This window comes from Clostridium sp. HBUAS56010, assembly GCF_007115105.1.
Lineage (GTDB): Bacteria > Bacillota > Clostridia > Lachnospirales > Lachnospiraceae > Lacrimispora.
In genome coordinates this window covers 74,594-91,627 of sequence record NZ_SULJ01000013.1, presented here as the reverse complement: position 1 = coordinate 91,627, position 17,034 = coordinate 74,594, and the positions used below count along the sequence as shown (strand labels likewise).

The window sequence follows — 17,034 nt, the reverse complement described above, 5'->3', positions numbered from 1 at the left end:
CCGTACATTATGAAAATGACGTTTCAGCCAAAAAAGAGACAGAGATCTAAAGTTCATGGTTTCAGAGCCAGAATGAGCACTCCAGGCGGAAGAAGAGTTTTAGCTGCCAGAAGAGCAAAAGGAAGAGCAAAATTATCAGCTTAATGGACCAGGCCGCAAGTAATTGTGGCCTTTTCTTTTCTCAAATTCCAGATGAACGGGAAAGGAAAGTTGAAGATGAAACATTTTAATTCAATTAAGAAAAGCAGAGATTTTCAGGCAGTTTATCAGACTGGAAAGTCCTTTGCCAACAGACTTCTTGTGATGTATGTAAAAAAAACGGACAGGCCGGAGACGAGAATTGGTATCTCCGTAAGCAAGAAGGTAGGAAACAGCGTTATAAGGCATCATTTAACCAGATTAATCAGAGAAAGCTTCAGGCTTCATGAAGACATGGTAGAGACAGGGTTAGACATCGTGGTCGTTGTAAGAACAGCGGCAAAAGAAGAAAATTACAAAACAATCGAAAGTGCATATCTGCACTTGTGCGGACTTCATAACATTATAAAAAAAGAATCGAAGTGATCTTATGGTAAAAAAAATCATGATCCTGTTGATCAGGGGATATCAGAAGTTTTTGTCCCCTCTTAAAATAAGAACTCACTGCATATACACTCCTACGTGTTCTCAATACGCCATTGAGGCACTTAATAAGTATGGGGTGTTTAAAGGTACATTTTTGGCTTGCCTGAGGATTCTTCGCTGCAATCCTTTTGCAAAAGGCGGTTATGATCCAGTTCCGTAACAGATGAGGAGGTAGTTCATTGGAATTCTTAGTACTGACTAAGGTTGGGGGCATTCTGGGCCCGTTTGCAACTGTTCTGGGTGTTATTATGGATTGGCTGTTTCAGCTGACCAGCATCTTTGGAATTCAGAATATTGGTTTGTGTATTATTTTATTTACCCTTGTAACAAAGCTTCTTATGTTCCCTCTGACGTTGAAACAGCAGAAATCTTCAAAGCTGATGAGCGTTATGCAGCCGGAAATTTCAGCCGTTCAGGCAAAGTATAAAGGAAAGACAGATCAGGATTCTATGCGTAAACAGAACGTAGAGATTCAGGCTGTCTATGAAAAGTATGGAACATCCATGACAGGCGGATGTCTTCAGTTGGTAATTCAGATGCCTATTTTGTTTTCCCTTTACCAGGTTATTTACCAGATTCCTGCGTATGTGCCAAGTGTAAAGAGAGTATTTGAAAATGTAGTAGGAGCCATTGGTTCATTAAACGTTAACCATGTGGAGACGTTAAAACAGTTTGCTACAGATAATAAGATTAATATTGCAAGAGTTCACGATATGTCCACCAACAATGGTATGGTAGACTTTCTGTATCAGTTAAACCCTACACAGTGGGGACAGCTTCAGGATCTATTTCCTACTATTAAAGAGGTAATTGCAGTCAATGCAGAACAGATTTCCCACATGAATTCATTTTTGGGTATCAATCTTGCTTCCACCCCTTCCAGTGTTATTTTACCGGCAGGCGGCGGATTTCATTTCAGTCTTGCTATTTTAATTCCTGTACTGGCTGGTGCCAGCCAGTGGTTTAGTGCAAAGCTGATGACAGTGAATCAGAGCCAGGTTCCCAAAGCAGGAGATGAGAACAATACCATGGCTCAGTCCATGAAGATGATGAATACAGTTATGCCGCTGATGTCTGTTTTCTTTTGTTTCACCTTTCCTTCTGGTATCGGTATCTACTGGATTGCATCAAGTGTGTTCCAGATTATCCAGCAGTTAGCAGTTAACCGCTATTTATCTGGCATTGACATGGATGAGATGATTAAAAAGAATGTAGAAAAAGCGAATAAAAAGCGTGCAAAGAAGGGACTTCCTCCTCAGCGTGTTTCACAAAACGCAACTGCTAATTTAAAGAATCTTCAGGTGTCTGCAGAAAAAGATGATGCTGATATGAATGCAAAGCTGGAAAAGACCAGGGAGCAGGTAAAGGCTTCCAGTGATTATTATAAAAACGGCAGTTCCAATCCAAACAGCATTTCTGCAAAGGCAAGGATGGTTCAAAAGTACAACGAAAAGCAAAAATAACAGGAGGGGTGACCTATGGATATGATTACAGTTTCAGCAAAAACCGTTGATGAGGCGATTACAAAGGCATTAATCGAATTAGAGACAACCAGTGATAAGCTGGAATATGAAATTGTTGAGAAAGGCAGTAATGGTATTCTGGGATTTATCGGCCAAAAGCCGGCTGTCATCCGTGTGAAGAAGAAAGAGACTTTGGAAGATAAAGCGGAAGCTTTTTTATCGGAAGTATTTCATTCTATGAATTTAAGTGTTCATATGGATATCTCTTTTCATGAAGCAGACAGAGAACTTTCCATCGTTATGTCAGGAACTGAGATGGGCATTCTGATTGGTAAAAGAGGACAGACACTGGATTCTCTCCAGTATCTGGTAAGCCTTGTTGTTAATAGAGAAAGTGAAGAATATATTCGTGTAAAGATGGACACAGAGAATTACAGAGAGCGTAGAAAAGTGACACTGGAGACATTGTCAAAGAATATTGCTTATAAGGTTAAAAGAACCAAACGTTCCGTATCTCTGGAGCCGATGAATCCTTATGAAAGAAGGATCATTCACTCTGCGCTCCAGAGCGATAAGTCAATCATAACAAGAAGTGAAGGGGAAGAACCTTTCAGACACGTTGTGATTTCTTTAAAAAAAGAGTTTTCGAGAAAAGAACGGAACCTGGAAAAAGTTAAATAGTCAAACAACAATGAGGGGTTGGGGCTGTCGGAAGGCACCTCACCCCCTTTTCCTTATAAAAAAGGGGATTAAAATGAAGATGAATACAATTGCGGCAATCGCCACAGCCATGTCAAGTTCCGGTATTGGAATTGTGAGAATCAGTGGGGAAGAGTCCTTTCAAATTATAGATCAGATATTTAGAGGAAAAGGAAAGTCCGAGAAGAAGCTTTCCACCCAGCAATCCCATACAATCCATTATGGATATATTTATGATGGAGAAGAGATTGTGGATGAGGTTTTAGTGCTTCTTATGAGAGGTCCTAGAAGTTATACGGCAGAGGATACGGTTGAGATTGACTGTCATGGAGGCGTGTTAGTAACGAAAAGAATACTGGAAACAGTATTAAAATATGGAGCAAGACCGGCTGAACCGGGAGAATTTACAAAACGGGCTTTTTTAAATGGAAGGGTAGACCTGTCTCAGGCTGAGGCGGTTATTGATGTGATTAATGCAAAAAATGATTATGCCTTAAAATCCTCAGTCAGCCAGTTGGAAGGTTCCTTATCAAAGCATGTTAAGGAGATGAGAGAGAAGATTATATACCATATTGCCTTTATAGAATCTGCGCTTGATGATCCGGAGCATATTTCTCTGGATGGTTATAGCAAACGTCTGTTACAGGCAATTGTTCCTTTAAAGTCTCAGCTTAAGGAACTGCTTCGTTCGGCGGATAATGGAAGAGTTTTATCCGAAGGAATTGAGACGGTGATTGTGGGAAAACCCAATGCGGGTAAGTCTTCTCTTTTAAATGTTTTACTGGGAGAAGAACGGGCGATTGTTACAGATATTGCTGGAACAACAAGGGACACGCTGCGGGAGCAGATCCGGTTAGAAGGTCTGAGCCTTAATATCATTGATACCGCAGGAATCCGGGATACCGAGGATGTGGTGGAAAAGATTGGTGTGGAAAAGGCAAAAGCAGCAGCAGAAGGCGCAGATCTGATTATCTATGTGGTGGATGGTTCCCGTCATCTTGATGAGAATGACGAAGAGATTCTAAGATTTATTGATGGAAGAAAAGCAATTATTCTTGTGAACAAAACAGATCTGGATGCAGTGGCAGAGGCAGAGGCATTAAAAGAGCGGACCGACCATCCAGTGATCTTTATTTCTGCAAAGGAAGGGACCGGAATCCGGGAAGTGGAAGAGGAGATTCAGTCCATGTTTTATAGTGGAAAGCTGGATTTTAATGATGAGGTTTATATTACGAATGTAAGACATAAGAATGCGCTGTCTGAAGCGCAGCGCAGCCTTTCCATGGTGGAACAGAGCGTTTTGGATGGAATGCCGGAAGATTTCTACTCCATTGACTTAATGGACGCCTATGAACATCTGGGAACCATTTTGGGAGAGGCTGTAGGGGATGACCTGGTTAATGAGATATTCAGCAAATTCTGTATGGGAAAATAACGATTTGAGATAACATGTGCGGCAGGCACACCTTTATGTCCGGCAGGGCACGAAAGAAGAAGGGAGAATAAAATGGAGTATTTAGAGGAGTCATATGATGTTGTGGTTGTAGGTGCCGGTCACGCAGGCTGTGAAGCGGCTCTTGTCTGTGCAAGGCTTGGTCTTGAAACCATTGTCTTTACGGTGAGTGTGGATAGTATTGCGCTTATGCCCTGTAATCCGAATATTGGAGGAAGCTCAAAAGGTCATCTGGTACGGGAACTGGATGCGCTTGGTGGCGAGATGGGAAAAGTTATTGATAAAACGTTTATTCAGTCTAAAATGCTGAATCAGTCCAAAGGTCCGGCAGTTCATTCTCTTCGTGCCCAGGCGGATAAACAGGAATATTCCAGAACCATGCGAAGGACTCTGGAGCAGACGGATCATCTGACCATAAGGCAGGCAGAAGTTACGGAGATTATCACAGAAAATGGAGCGATTGCAGGAGTTAAAACTTTTTCAGGGGCTGTTTATCGTTCTAAAGCGGTTGTACTGGCGACGGGGACTTATTTAAAAGCAAGATGTATTTACGGTGATGTAAGCGAATATACAGGTCCAAATGGATTAAAGCCGGCAAATCATCTGACGGATTCTTTAAAAGCCAATGGAATTGAAATGGTTCGTTTTAAGACCGGTACCCCTGCAAGGGTGGATAAACGGAGTATAGATTTTTCCAAGATGGAAGAGCAGTTCGGGGATAAGAGAATTGTTCCATTTTCCTTCTCTACTGATCCGGAATCCATCCAGAAGGAACAGGCGTCCTGCTGGCTGACGTATACCAATGAGAAGACACACGGGATTATAAGAGACAATTTAGACCGTTCTCCCCTTTATTCCGGAGCCATTGAGGGAACGGGACCCAGGTATTGCCCATCTATTGAGGATAAGGTGGTAAAATTCCCTGATAAGGACCGTCATCAGGTATTTGTTGAGCCTGAGGGGCTGTACACCAATGAGATGTATCTTGGAGGTATGTCAAGTTCCTTGCCTGAGGATGTTCAGTATGCCATGTATCGCACGGTCCCAGGACTTGAGAATGTGAAAATTGTCCGCAATGCCTATGCAATTGAGTATGACTGTATTAATGCTCATCAGCTTCATGCAACGCTTGAATTTAAGGCAGTCAGCGGCTTGTTCAGCGGCGGCCAGTTTAACGGAAGCTCTGGTTATGAAGAAGCGGCAGTTCAGGGCTTTATGGCAGGAGTCAATGCTTCTATGAAACTTTTAGGAAGAGAACCAGTTGTTCTGGATCGTTCCCAGGCTTATATTGGTGTGTTGATTGACGATCTTGTTACGAAGGAGAATCATGAACCATACCGGATGATGACTTCCAGAGCGGAATACCGCCTTCTTTTACGCCAGGACAATGCGGACCAGCGTTTAATGAAAATAGGACATGAAATTGGCCTGATTGGCGAAGAACAGTATCAGAATCTTCTTATAAAAGAGCAGTCTATTGAAAATGAGATGAAGCGGCTGGAATCCACCAATATAGGTGCTTCTAAGGAAGTGCAGCAGTTTTTAGAAGAGAATAACAGTACACCGTTAAAAACAGGTGCAACCTTAGCAGAGCTGGTGAGGCGTCCGGAGCTAAATTACATTATGTTAACTAAAATTGATAAAGACCGTTCTATGCTCCCATGGGATGTAATTCAGCAGGTAGATATTAATATCAAGTATGATGGTTATATTCGAAGACAAAAGCAACAGGTATCTCAGTATAAAAAATTGGAAAATAAAAAACTGGATGTTACTTTTGATTATGAAACAGTGAAAGGATTGCGTAAAGAAGCGGTTCAAAAACTGAATTTATACAAACCAATGTCCATTGGCCAGGCATCCAGAATCTCAGGGGTTTCTCCGGCAGATATATCTGTTTTACTGGTTTATTTGGAGCAGCTTCGTTATCAGAGAAGTCAGGAACGGAAAGAAGAGGATCGTCAGATATGATAGATAAGTTTAAAGAACAGTTTATCAAAGAATTAAGTTTATTATCCCTCCATTTGGAAGAGGATCAGCTTAATCAATTTTATAAGTATTATGAGTTATTAACAGAATGGAATAAAGTGATGAATCTGACTGCAATTACTGAGTTGGAAGAGGTTGTTACAAAACATTTTGTAGATAGTTTATCTTTGATTCGGGCGGTTGGCGACCTGGGGCAACAGCCGTACCGAATTATAGATGTGGGAACAGGAGCTGGCTTTCCTGGAATTCCATTAAAGATTGTTTTCCCTGAATTGGATATTACTTTAATGGATTCTTTGAATAAACGAATTAAGTTTTTGAATGAAGTTATCGGTCAGTTAAATCTGGATAAGATAGAGGCCATTCATGACAGAGCAGAAGATATGGGAAGAAATCCTATATATCGAGAACAATACGACTTATGCGTATCCAGAGCAGTTGCTAATCTTAGCACACTATCGGAATACTGTATGCCTTTTGTGAAAGTTGGGGGAGCATTTATTCCTTATAAATCAGGAAAGATTGAAGAAGAGTTAGTCGCTGGCAAACATGCTGTGTTTTTATTGGGAGGTAAAGTTGAACGAGTAGAAACGTTTTTACTTCCAGGAACAGAAGCAGAACGTTCCCTGGTGATTATTCGTAAGAATACTGAGATATCGAAACGATATCCAAGAAAAGCTGGATTACCATCCAAAGAGCCTTTAAAATAGAAATGTTTCACGTGAAACATCATCCGGTTGGAATTGAACTAAGAAACCAGGAATGTTTCACGTGAAACATTTTTTGTATTAACAATATAATTATAGAAAAAACATCTGAATCGTATGGAGTAGTTCTGTAGGATTTTCCAATTGTGGAAAATATTTGGAATGACTAATGATAGAACTTTCAATGGCTGGATTACAGCGTTGATACTCTGAAATCAAATAATTGCTGTCTTCCATATCTTGTCCGCCAACAATATAAATACTATTATTGATTTTCTTTAGGCCATTTACAATATTGCATTTAGTATAATTGCATTTCACACTGGCATATAAGGATTTAGGCGAGTCTCCTAAGTGTGCGGATTCATAGCAAGCATCAATGTAAGAAGTTTTTACTGTATATGGATTTGAGAAAAGTTGTGTTGCAAAGGCTTCTTTGATCGCTTGTTTGCTGCTTGCAATATGGTAAAGAAGAGTACCAATAATTGGAAGATCCAATATGAACTTATAAACCTTTCCATGCTTGTTCGGGATCTGGCTGCATGTTAAAAGAGTATCAGGATTAATCAGCATAATCTGATCAAATAATTCCGTAGCATTGTTACATGCCATAACTGCCAGAGATGAAGATGCTCCCGATGCAATTACATTGGTTCGGTGACCGATCTCTGACTTTATAAAGTCAGAAATCATCTGTACATAAAGGTAATTTGTATAAGTCAGATCAGGTTTTTCAGATCGTCCACATCCCAATAAATCAATGGTATATACGGTATAATGGTCTTTTAGAGAACCAACCATCTGATTCCATTCGTTTCCACTGGCATAAGCAGACAAATCGTGAATCAGTAAAAGAGGTTTTCCAGATCCGGTTTTTGTATAATGGATATTGCCGAAACGCCATTTAAAACAATGAGCTTTTGTATCAGACAATAAATTCTTGGAGGTGGCTGTTAGTTTAATACATTTATTCATAACAGCAGTAGCAGTGGCAGCACTGGCTGATAAAATAAGAAGAGTCAATAGTTTGTTCTTTGTTTTCATGATTTCCCTCCTGCGATAAATTCATCTTTTCTTATTATAATATAATCAATATAGACTTACAACGGGAAACATATTAATTTATTCTTAAACTTGGTAAAATGTTTCACGTGAAACAATTTTTTATAAATTATGGATTTTTTTACAGGAAACCATAGGAAAAAAAAATAAAATATGCTATACTCTAATTTGAACTGCAATTTCCGGAAGTTGTAACAGGAGAAAAGATAATGGGAAGAATCATTGCAATAGCAAACCAGAAGGGCGGAGTCGGTAAAACGACGACTGCCATTAATTTATCTGCTTGTCTCGCAGAAGCAGGACAACGGGTATTATCCGTGGACTTTGATCCACAGGGAAACGAAACCAGTGGTCTGGGTATTGAAAAAGGCAGTGTTGAACGAACTGTCTATGACTTACTGGTGGGAGAGTGTAATATTGAAGAATGTTTGATTACCAATGTGCAAGAAAATCTGGATTTGCTTCCTTCTAATGTGGAATTAGCAGGTGCAGAGATTGAATTATTGGAAATTGAGAACAAAGAAACTCTCCTTAAAACATATCTTGAAAAGATCAAGAAGGACTATGATTTTATTATCATAGATTGTCCACCGTCATTAAATCTATTGACAATCAATGCACTGACGGCTGCAAACACCGTATTAGTACCCATTCAATGTGAATATTATGCGTTAGAAGGACTAAGCCAGGTGTTGAAAACGGTTAGTCTGGTAAAAAAGAAGTTAAATCCTTCTCTGGAAATGGAAGGAGTTGTCTTTACCATGTATGATGCAAGGACAAATCTTTCTCTGGAAGTTGTGGAAAGCGTAAAGAATAATTTAAACCAGAACATCTATAAAACCATTATACCCAGAAATGTCAGATTGGCAGAGGCTCCAAGCCATGGAATGCCCATTAATCTATATGATTCCAGGTCAGCAGGAGCGGAGAGCTACCGATTATTGGCGGCTGAGGTAATAAGCAGAGGAGAAGATATATAGACATGGCAAAGAGAACAGGTTTAGGGAAAGGTCTTGGAGCAATTTTTGGAGATGAGGTAATGGAGTCAGCAGCAGAGGAGCAGGAGACAAAGAATCATTTAAGGCAAAGTGCTGCTGAAAGACAGGAAGAAAAGGAAAAAGCACAGGATCTTACAGTGGGAAAAGAACTTTTTTTGAAATTGTCTTCTATTGAACCGAATCACAATCAGCCAAGAGTTGAATTCAAGGAAGAATCTCTTATTGAATTGGCTGAGTCCATGAAAGAATATGGGGTGCTGCAGCCTCTTTTGGTGCAGAAAAAGGGAAGTACATATGAAATTATTGCAGGAGAACGAAGATGGAGAGCCGCAAAACTTGCCGGTTTAAAAGAAGTTCCCGTTGTCATAAGAGAATATACAGACCAGCAGTCTATGGAGATTGCATTGATCGAGAATGTACAAAGGGAAGACTTGAACCCGATTGAAGAGGCAAAGGCATACCAGAGGCTGATGCAGGAATTCAGTTTAAAACAAGAAGAAATCGCAGCAAGAGTTGCAAAAAACAGGGTAACCATTACCAATAGTATGCGTTTATTAAAGCTTGATGAGCGGGTTCAGGAGATGTTGATCCAAAATCAGCTTACAGGCGGACATGCAAGGGCACTCTTGGCAGTAGAAGACCAGGAATTACAGTTTCAACTGGCTGGAAAAATTGTAGCAGAGAATTTAAGTGTCCGTGAGATTGAAAAACTGGTAAAATCTCTTTCAAAAAAGAAAGAACCAAAAGAAAAAAATGAAGAGGATGAGACACTTACTCTGATTTTTCGTGAATTAGAAGACCGAATGAAAACTGCCATGGGTACGAAGGTGAGTATAAACCGAAAGGATAAAAATAAAGGAAGAGTCGAAATCGAGTATTATTCTGAGGCAGAATTGGAAAGAATAGTAGAGTTAATAGAATCCATAAGGTAATACATGGAAGTGAGGACGAAAGAATGAACAACAGCATGTTGAGCCAGTTTCCGGTTGATCCGGCTTATTTAATTATAGGACTGGCTGCTATTACCACAATGCTTATGATTATAGTAATCATATGTTTGATTCAAATGAGAAAATTATACCGCAGATATGACTATTTTATGAGAGGAAAAGATGCGGAGACTCTGGAAGAAATCATTATGGGGCAATTGGAGGACATTGCAGAATTAAAAGCAGAAGATCGCGCAAATAAAGATTCTCTTCGGAATACCAATAAGAATTACAGAAGTGCTTTTCAGAAGTTTGGACTTATTAAATACAATGCGTTTAAAGGAATGGGCGGAAATCTGAGTTTTGCAATGGCATTGCTTGATTATACGAATTCTGGTTTTGTAATAAATTCAGTTCATAGTCGAGAAGGCTGTTATGTGTATATCAAAGAAGTTGATCGTGGAGAGACGGAAGTATTGCTTGGAAGCGAAGAAAAAGATGCTCTGGAACAGGCACTGGGGTATCATTCCTAAAGGAGATGTGGCATGAGCTGCATCTTTTTTATATGCAAAAAGGCTGGAACAAAGAATATTTTTATGAATGATTCTTTGTTCCAGCCTTTTCCACAGGTTTCCTATTTCTATTATAAAATCTGTTTTGAGTTCCTGTTTCGCTCTGCAGCTAGTGCTGCACCGATTGCAGTACTGTATTCCGCCTGTTCAGGAATGATAAAGTGCACATCAAACATACTCTCTAGTGATTGGAATATCTCCTTACATTGAGGAAATTTCACCAAATTTCCTGTCATAACAAAGTCATGAATATTGCTGTTTAAAGAGGATAAGATTGCAGATTTTCCAATGACCTGGAGTACCATATGAATGATTCCAATGGCAATATCTTCATCTGAAACCAGATTTCTTACTTTACCAAAGTTGGATGCCGTTGCAGTGAGTGGAAGTCCTGGAAGGGCATTCTTAGAGATATCCTGAATCTGCAGGTCAATGTTCGATAGATCACCTTTGCTTGCCAGTTTCATAATTTGGGAAATGTCCTGTGTTTTTAGCAGGAGACTGGAAAGACCCAGAATTGTACCTCCACCAATGCCAATTCCTCCAGTATGCGTAATTTTATCTCCATTAACCTGCACAAGAGAAGTCCCTGTTCCCATACTGACAACGATTAGATCGTTCAGCTTTGTAAAGTGCTGTCCACCAAGACCGTTAGAAATAAATTCATCTACTTTATAAGTAGGAATTCCATATAAAGGCTGGTCTACATAAGCACTGCCAACGCCTGTAAGCATGATTTTTTCTATTTCTTCTAATTGAATATTATTATCATAAATAAATTTTCCCAATGCTCCGAAAAGAGAAGCAATGGGATTATCTGCTTTTACAAAGGTCGGTATTTTCAATTTATGATCCTGGAATCCTACAATTTTTGTAGTACTTCCTCCAAGATCAATTCCAATGGTAATTTTCATATTCTAAATCCCCTTATTTTTCTCTGAAACCGTTCCGAGACAAACTTTTGTAAAGTCAGGTAATTGTCTATATGGAATAGTATGGTTCCAGGGGTAACTATACCATACATGATAACGATTGCCAAGTTTTAAAATCCATTCAATGTATGTTGCCTGACTCTGAATTAATATAGAAATAAATGTATGTTTTGCTGAATCATCGACTGCTTTTTTCTGCAGCAATTACGATTTCCTGATAATACCTTAGTTACTGTTCTAAGATAACACAAACCAGTACGATTATTTTTATTGTAAACCAAATTGTATGACGAGCACAAAATATAAAAATACATATTGACAAAAAAATAACGATAATATATAATGAAACCATCATAGATCGTTAAAAAAATATCGAAGCTATTTCACTTTTTACTCACATAAAACATGGAGGAGATTTATCATGGCAAAGAAGGAAGAACAGGCAAGAATCCCGGGAACGATTGACAGCGTTGATTCCCTGATTACTAAAATGGAAGCAATGCGAGAGGCTCAGAAAGTATTTGCATCCTATACACAGGAGCAGGTTGATAAGATCTTTTATGAAGCGGCAAGTGCAGCGAATAAATTAAGAATTCCTCTGGCTAAGATGGCAGTAGAAGAAACAGGAATGGGTGTTGCTGAGGATAAGGTCATTAAGAATAATTATGCGGCAGAATATATTTACAATGCTTATAAAGATACGAAAACCTGTGGTGTGATTGAAGAAGATCAGGCTTATGGAATTAAAAAGATTGCAGAACCGATTGGTCTGGTTGCAGCGGTTATTCCAACTACCAATCCAACCTCAACTGCTATTTTTAAGACTTTAATTTGTTTAAAGACCAGAAATGCTATTATTATTTCTCCTCACCCACGTGCTAAAAATTCTACCATTGCAGCGGCAAAAGTAGTTCTTGAAGCGGCAGTCAGGGCAGGAGCACCAGAAGGAATTATTGGCTGGATTGATGTTCCCTCTCTGGAGCTGACCAATGAAGTTATGAAGAGTGCAGATATTATTCTTGCAACTGGCGGACCAGGTATGGTAAAGGCTGCATATTCTTCTGGAAAACCGGCACTTGGTGTTGGCGCAGGCAATACCCCTGCAATTATTGATGACACTGCTGATATTAAGATGGCTGTGAATTCCATTATTCATTCCAAGACCTTTGACAATGGTATGATCTGCGCTTCCGAACAGTCTGTAACAGTCCTTGAAAAGGTATATGAAGCGGTAAAGAAAGAATTTGCTTTCCGTGGATGTTATTTCTTAAAGGAAGATGAGATTGAGAAGGTACGTAAGACTATTATTATAAACGGAGCATTAAATGCAAAGATTGTAGGTCAGAAGGCTCATACAATTGCAAAACTTGCAGGTGTGGAAGTGCCCGAATCCACAAAGATTCTGATTGGCGAAGTGGAAAATGTTCATATAGAAGAAGAGTTTGCCCATGAAAAGCTTTCTCCAGTTCTTGCGATGTATAAAGCAAAGACCTTTGATGAAGCCATTGAGAAAGCAGAGCAACTGGTTGCTGATGGTGGTTATGGTCACACAGCTTCCTTATTCGTGAATGTAAACGAAAAAGAAAAGATGGAAAAACATGCTGCAGCCATGAAAACATGCCGTATTCTCATTAATACTCCTTCTTCCCAGGGTGGAATCGGTGATATTTATAACTTTAAATTACAGCCATCCCTGACTCTGGGATGCGGTTCCTGGGGCGGAAACTCTGTTTCTGAAAATGTTGGCGTGAAGCATCTGCTCAACATTAAGACCGTTGCTGAGAGGAGAGAAAACATGCTGTGGTTCAGAAGTCCGGAAAAAGTTTACTTTAAAAAAGGCTGTATGCCAGTAGCTCTTAGCGAATTAAAGGATGTCTATGATAAGAAAAGGGCATTTGTTGTTACGGATTCATTCCTTTATATGAATGGGTATACAAAGCCAATTACAGATAAATTAGATGAGATGGGAATTGTATACACGGTATTTTCCGATGTTCAGCCTGACCCGACTCTTGCCAATGCCCAGGCAGGCGCAGCAGCCATGAAAGCATTCCAGCCAGATACCATTATCGCTCTTGGCGGAGGTTCTGCTATGGATGCCGCCAAAATTATGTGGGTAATGTACGAACATCCGGAAGTTGAATTCCAGGATATGGCAATGCGGTTTATGGATATCAGAAAGAGAGTTTATACTTTCCCGAAAATGGGAGAAAAGGCTTATTTTGTAGCCATTCCAACTTCTTCCGGTACCGGTTCTGAGGTGACTTCCTTTGCGGTTATTACAGACCAGGAGACAGGGGTAAAATACCCTCTTGCAGATTATCAGTTAATGCCCAATATGTCCATTGTTGATGCAGATAATATGATGAGCCAGCCGAAAGGGCTGACCAGTGCATCTGGTGTTGACGTACTCACTCATGCTTTAGAGGCATATGCTTCCGTTATGGCATCGGATTATACGGATGGTCTGGCTTTAAAGGCAATGAAGAATGTATTTGAGTATCTTCCAACGGCTTATCATGATGGAACGAATGTAGAGGCAAGATGTAAAATGGCGGACGCGTCTTGTATGGCAGGTATGTCCTTTAATAACGCATTCTTAGGTGTTTGCCATTCTATGGCTCATAAATTAGGTGCTTATCATCACATTCCTCACGGTGTGGCAAATGCACTCTTAATTACTCTTGTTATGGACTTTAATGCGTCAGAAGTTCCTGCCAAGATGGGAACCTTCCCGCAGTACCAGTATCCACATACGTTATCCAGATATGCGGAATGTGCCCGTTTCTGTGGAATCGAAGGAAAAGATGATGCAGAGGTATTTAAGAAGTTCCTTGTAAAGATTGAGGATTTAAAGAAAGCAGTGGGAATCAAGGCAACCATTAAAGATTATGGTGTTGATGAGAAATACTTCTTAGAGACTCTTGATGAGATGGTTGAGAACGCATTTGACGACCAGTGTACGGCAGCAAACCCCAGATATCCTCTGTTCCAGGAGATTAAGGAAATGTATAAAAAAGCATATTATGGAAAATAAAATTTTAAAAAAGAGGTAGGGAAAATCCTATCTCTTTTTTTGGAAAATTTCAGTAGTAGAAAACTCTAATATATTATGTTATAATCCACAAAGAAAAACATTTAGAAGCAGAGGTAACATATGAGATATACAAAAAAGATTCCAAAGGGAAATGAGGAAAAAAGAAATATTCTTCTGCATGAGGGATATAACCGAATAAAAGAACCAAAATCTGTATTTATGGCAATTGTTTTATCTTTCCCCCTTTCTATTATAGCAATGGCAATTAATGGAATTTGGTGCTATTATTTAAATCCAGACTATTTTCTGTTTCAAAATGGTGACCGTTTTATTTTAGAGTTTACTATTGATGTAAAGCTTCTAATTGGAATAATCCTTACCTTTTTAATTCATGAATTTCTTCATGCCGTTTTTATTCCACGGGTATGGACATCGGATAAAACCTATTGGGGTTTGAATGGATTGTTTGGTTTTGTTTATACGGAGGAACCGATATCAAAAGGGAGGTTTCTTTTGATATCGGTTCTTCCTTTAATTATTTTATCCTTTCTTTTGCCTTTGGTTTTATCTTTAGCTGGAATCTGGAGTTGGAATATTATATTTTTTAGCATTTTAAATGCAGGAGGCTCTTGTGTGGATTTGCTGAATATGATCTTGATTGGTACACAGGTCCCTTACAAAGGGATCGTAATATCCAACGGTTCTTTCACTTTTTATAAGGCAGACAAATAAAAGCATGGATTCTGAAACGAATTATTATTCGGGACAGAATCCATGCTTTTATTTAAAAATTGTGTTTAGGAGGGACCTTTCCTTCCTTAAATAAAAGAATCATCTCATGAGTCAGACTTAGGTTGGTAAAATCTTCGGGGATATCTTCCGGTGCCAGCCAGGCGGCTGTGGATAATTCGGTTTCATCCAGATGAATCTGTGGAGAACCGTCCAGTTCTGCCCAATAACCCACCAGAAGGGAATCACTAAAGCCCCAGGGCTGGTTTTTGTAATAGCGGAGATTCTTTACCTTTATACCAACTTCTTCCATAACCTCCCGTTTGACGGTTTCTTCCAGTGTCTCTCCAAATTCTGTAAAACCTGCAATCAGACCATAACGGGTGTATTCTCTTCCTGCATATTTGGTCAGAAGAATCTTACCTTCATGCGTAACTGCAACAATGACAGCAGGTGAAATCTTAGGATAAACGGTGTTGCCGCAGGAGGAACAGATAAAAGCCCGTTCCTTTTTGCCTTTCAGCATGGGGGAACCGCAGCAGCCGCAAAACTGATTGGTCCGGTAAAACCGGTAAAGATGCTGGGCTGAAACAGCCGCAAAAGAAACCCACATGGGTTTTAAGTCTCTGATTTTGTTATTCTTTTCAAGCTTCAGCTTGTCCGTTTCTTCTAATGCAGTTACAGTCTCGTTAACAAGGTAAAAATCCATATCGTCAATGGAAAAAAGAAAATCACAGTGCTCCATGGCTTCCTCTCTATGGGAATCCAGGTCTTTAAATTGAGGAATCTGATTCGATTCATTGTTACAAAGCATCAGACAGCCGCCCAGAAAGTATAGAAAATAGCTGTCTGTATCAGGAGTCTTTATTTCAAATTCATTGTGGAATACATGTGGGTAAATATCCTGTATCATGAGTCAAACCTTCTTTTCCTTTTTATTTTTAGTATGAGATCTATTGTAAATTCTCAGATTGCTTCTGTCAAGCGCACCTGGGAAATGGTAGTTGAAAAAAAGAAGCCCTTCCAGGCTTCTTTTTCTGTTATATCAGTTGTTTGATGGCTTTGCGGATGGGAATTCCCAAAACCACAGCAACCAGGGTAAGGATGATGTCTTTTGGAACAAATGCCACCATAGAATAGGCAAATACACCATATACAGTCATATCTCCGGATAAAGCAGCCCATTGAAGTCCGCCGATGATTTCGTTGATTATGGTTCCAAGAACTGGAAGGAGGAACATGAGAAGCGTGTTTAAATGCTTTATGGAAGTCTTAGGTTTTAGACCGCAAAAATAGATCATAATGGGCCACGCCCAGATGTATCCGCCGGTGAGACCGAAAAGAGTCTGGATTCCGCCTCTGAAGTTCGAGAAGATAGGAAGACCAACGGCTCCAAGCAGGATATAAGTAACGGCCGCCAGCACACCCAGTCTGCTTCCGAGAATAACGCCCACAAATGCAATGCCAAAGATTTGTATGGTTATGGGTACACCAGTTGGCATGGGAATGGAAATCTGTGAGATTACAGCCAGGACAGCCGCAAATATGCCTGCCAGTGCCAGTTCCCTGGTATTCACCCATCGCCTGGATATGGAATCAGGTTTCATAAGTATAAGCTCCTTTGTTAAAGTCTTAAAAGATATTGGAATGGTAACACAGGAAAAAAACATTGTCAACTTAATATTTGTTAATGGTTTACAATTTGATTAAAACAGATCTTCTTTCCTATAATAAGAAAACTAAAAAGAACATAATATGGAAAATTAAGGAAAAATAACCACTGTGTAACCAGTTCTCTATATACTTAAAAAATGAATGTTACAGTTAAGATAATAAATTT

Annotated in this window: 17 protein-coding genes; 13 read left to right on the top strand and 4 right to left on the bottom strand. The window is 39.5% G+C overall.

What is annotated here, in order from left to right:
• Nucleotides 1-9: 9 nt before the first annotated feature.
• The 8 genes from rpmH to rsmG all read left to right on the top strand — a co-directional run bounded on the left by rpmH (nucleotide 10) and on the right by rsmG (nucleotide 6,938).
• The gene (rpmH, locus tag FAY33_RS16815) at nucleotides 10-144 is read left to right on the top strand and encodes a 50S ribosomal protein L34 (protein WP_143322392.1); all 135 of its coding nucleotides are present in this window, start codon (nucleotides 10-12) and stop codon (nucleotides 142-144) included.
• Between the two features lie 72 nt (nucleotides 145-216).
• Nucleotides 217-564: a ribonuclease P protein component gene (gene rnpA / locus FAY33_RS16810; protein ID WP_143322391.1), complete on the top strand. Its 348-nt coding sequence runs from the start codon at nucleotides 217-219 to the stop codon at nucleotides 562-564.
• A 4-nt stretch (nucleotides 565-568) separates the two neighbouring features.
• Nucleotides 569-784, top strand: coding sequence for a membrane protein insertion efficiency factor YidD (gene yidD / locus FAY33_RS16805; protein WP_143322390.1), 216 nt, complete (start codon nucleotides 569-571; stop codon nucleotides 782-784).
• Nucleotides 785-803: 19 nt separating this feature from the next.
• Nucleotides 804-2,087, top strand: coding sequence for a YidC/Oxa1 family membrane protein insertase (locus tag FAY33_RS16800; protein ID WP_143322389.1), 1,284 nt, complete (start codon nucleotides 804-806; stop codon nucleotides 2,085-2,087).
• Between the two features lie 15 nt (nucleotides 2,088-2,102).
• Nucleotides 2,103-2,768, top strand: coding sequence for an RNA-binding cell elongation regulator Jag/EloR (gene jag / locus FAY33_RS16795; RefSeq protein ID WP_143322388.1), 666 nt, complete (start codon nucleotides 2,103-2,105; stop codon nucleotides 2,766-2,768).
• Nucleotides 2,769-2,841: 73 nt separating this feature from the next.
• Nucleotides 2,842-4,221, top strand: a complete 1,380-nt coding sequence (mnmE, locus tag FAY33_RS16790) for a tRNA uridine-5-carboxymethylaminomethyl(34) synthesis GTPase MnmE (RefSeq protein WP_143322387.1) — start codon at nucleotides 2,842-2,844, stop codon at nucleotides 4,219-4,221.
• Nucleotides 4,222-4,293: 72 nt separating this feature from the next.
• Nucleotides 4,294-6,210, top strand: coding sequence for a tRNA uridine-5-carboxymethylaminomethyl(34) synthesis enzyme MnmG (mnmG, locus tag FAY33_RS16785; RefSeq protein ID WP_143322386.1), 1,917 nt, complete (start codon nucleotides 4,294-4,296; stop codon nucleotides 6,208-6,210).
• Nucleotides 6,207-6,938: a 16S rRNA (guanine(527)-N(7))-methyltransferase RsmG gene (rsmG, locus tag FAY33_RS16780; RefSeq protein WP_143322385.1), complete on the top strand. Its 732-nt coding sequence runs from the start codon at nucleotides 6,207-6,209 to the stop codon at nucleotides 6,936-6,938. The genes mnmG and rsmG overlap by 4 nt, the downstream gene beginning before the upstream one ends.
• 90 nt (nucleotides 6,939-7,028) lie before the next feature.
• Here the strand turns inward: rsmG and FAY33_RS16775 are convergent, their stop codons facing one another.
• Entirely contained in the window at nucleotides 7,029-7,979 is a 951-nt protein-coding gene (locus tag FAY33_RS16775; RefSeq protein ID WP_143322384.1) for an alpha/beta fold hydrolase, read from the bottom strand.
• Between the two features lie 227 nt (nucleotides 7,980-8,206).
• On the opposite strand from FAY33_RS16775, the gene FAY33_RS16770 reads away from it, so the two are divergent.
• The 3 genes from FAY33_RS16770 to FAY33_RS16760 are packed head-to-tail and all read left to right on the top strand — an operon-like array spanning nucleotide 8,207 to nucleotide 10,457.
• Nucleotides 8,207-8,977, top strand: coding sequence for an AAA family ATPase (locus FAY33_RS16770; protein ID WP_143322383.1), 771 nt, complete (start codon nucleotides 8,207-8,209; stop codon nucleotides 8,975-8,977).
• A 2-nt stretch (nucleotides 8,978-8,979) separates the two neighbouring features.
• The gene (locus FAY33_RS16765; RefSeq protein ID WP_143322382.1) at nucleotides 8,980-9,927 is read left to right on the top strand and encodes a ParB/RepB/Spo0J family partition protein; all 948 of its coding nucleotides are present in this window, start codon (nucleotides 8,980-8,982) and stop codon (nucleotides 9,925-9,927) included.
• A gap of 23 nt (nucleotides 9,928-9,950) precedes the next feature.
• A complete protein-coding gene (locus FAY33_RS16760) occupies nucleotides 9,951-10,457 on the top strand; it encodes a DUF4446 family protein (protein ID WP_143322381.1) in 507 nt (168 codons plus the stop codon).
• Between the two features lie 110 nt (nucleotides 10,458-10,567).
• Here FAY33_RS16760 and coaW read toward each other — a convergent pair whose 3' ends face one another.
• Nucleotides 10,568-11,410, bottom strand: a complete 843-nt coding sequence (gene coaW / locus FAY33_RS16755; RefSeq protein WP_143322380.1) for a type II pantothenate kinase — start codon at nucleotides 11,408-11,410, stop codon at nucleotides 10,568-10,570.
• 439 nt (nucleotides 11,411-11,849) lie between these two features.
• On the opposite strand from coaW, the gene adhE reads away from it, so the two are divergent.
• A complete protein-coding gene (gene adhE, locus FAY33_RS16750; RefSeq protein ID WP_143322379.1) occupies nucleotides 11,850-14,465 on the top strand; it encodes a bifunctional acetaldehyde-CoA/alcohol dehydrogenase in 2,616 nt (871 codons plus the stop codon).
• Between the two features lie 120 nt (nucleotides 14,466-14,585).
• A complete protein-coding gene (locus FAY33_RS16745; protein ID WP_143322378.1) occupies nucleotides 14,586-15,197 on the top strand; it encodes a DUF3267 domain-containing protein in 612 nt (203 codons plus the stop codon).
• Nucleotides 15,198-15,249: 52 nt separating this feature from the next.
• Here the strand turns inward: FAY33_RS16745 and nudC are convergent, their stop codons facing one another.
• The gene (gene nudC / locus FAY33_RS16740) at nucleotides 15,250-16,107 is read right to left on the bottom strand and encodes an NAD(+) diphosphatase (RefSeq protein WP_143322377.1); all 858 of its coding nucleotides are present in this window, start codon (nucleotides 16,105-16,107) and stop codon (nucleotides 15,250-15,252) included.
• A gap of 127 nt (nucleotides 16,108-16,234) precedes the next feature.
• Nucleotides 16,235-16,801, bottom strand: coding sequence for a biotin transporter BioY (locus tag FAY33_RS16735; RefSeq protein WP_143322376.1), 567 nt, complete (start codon nucleotides 16,799-16,801; stop codon nucleotides 16,235-16,237).
• Nucleotides 16,802-17,034: the final 233 nt, after the last annotated feature.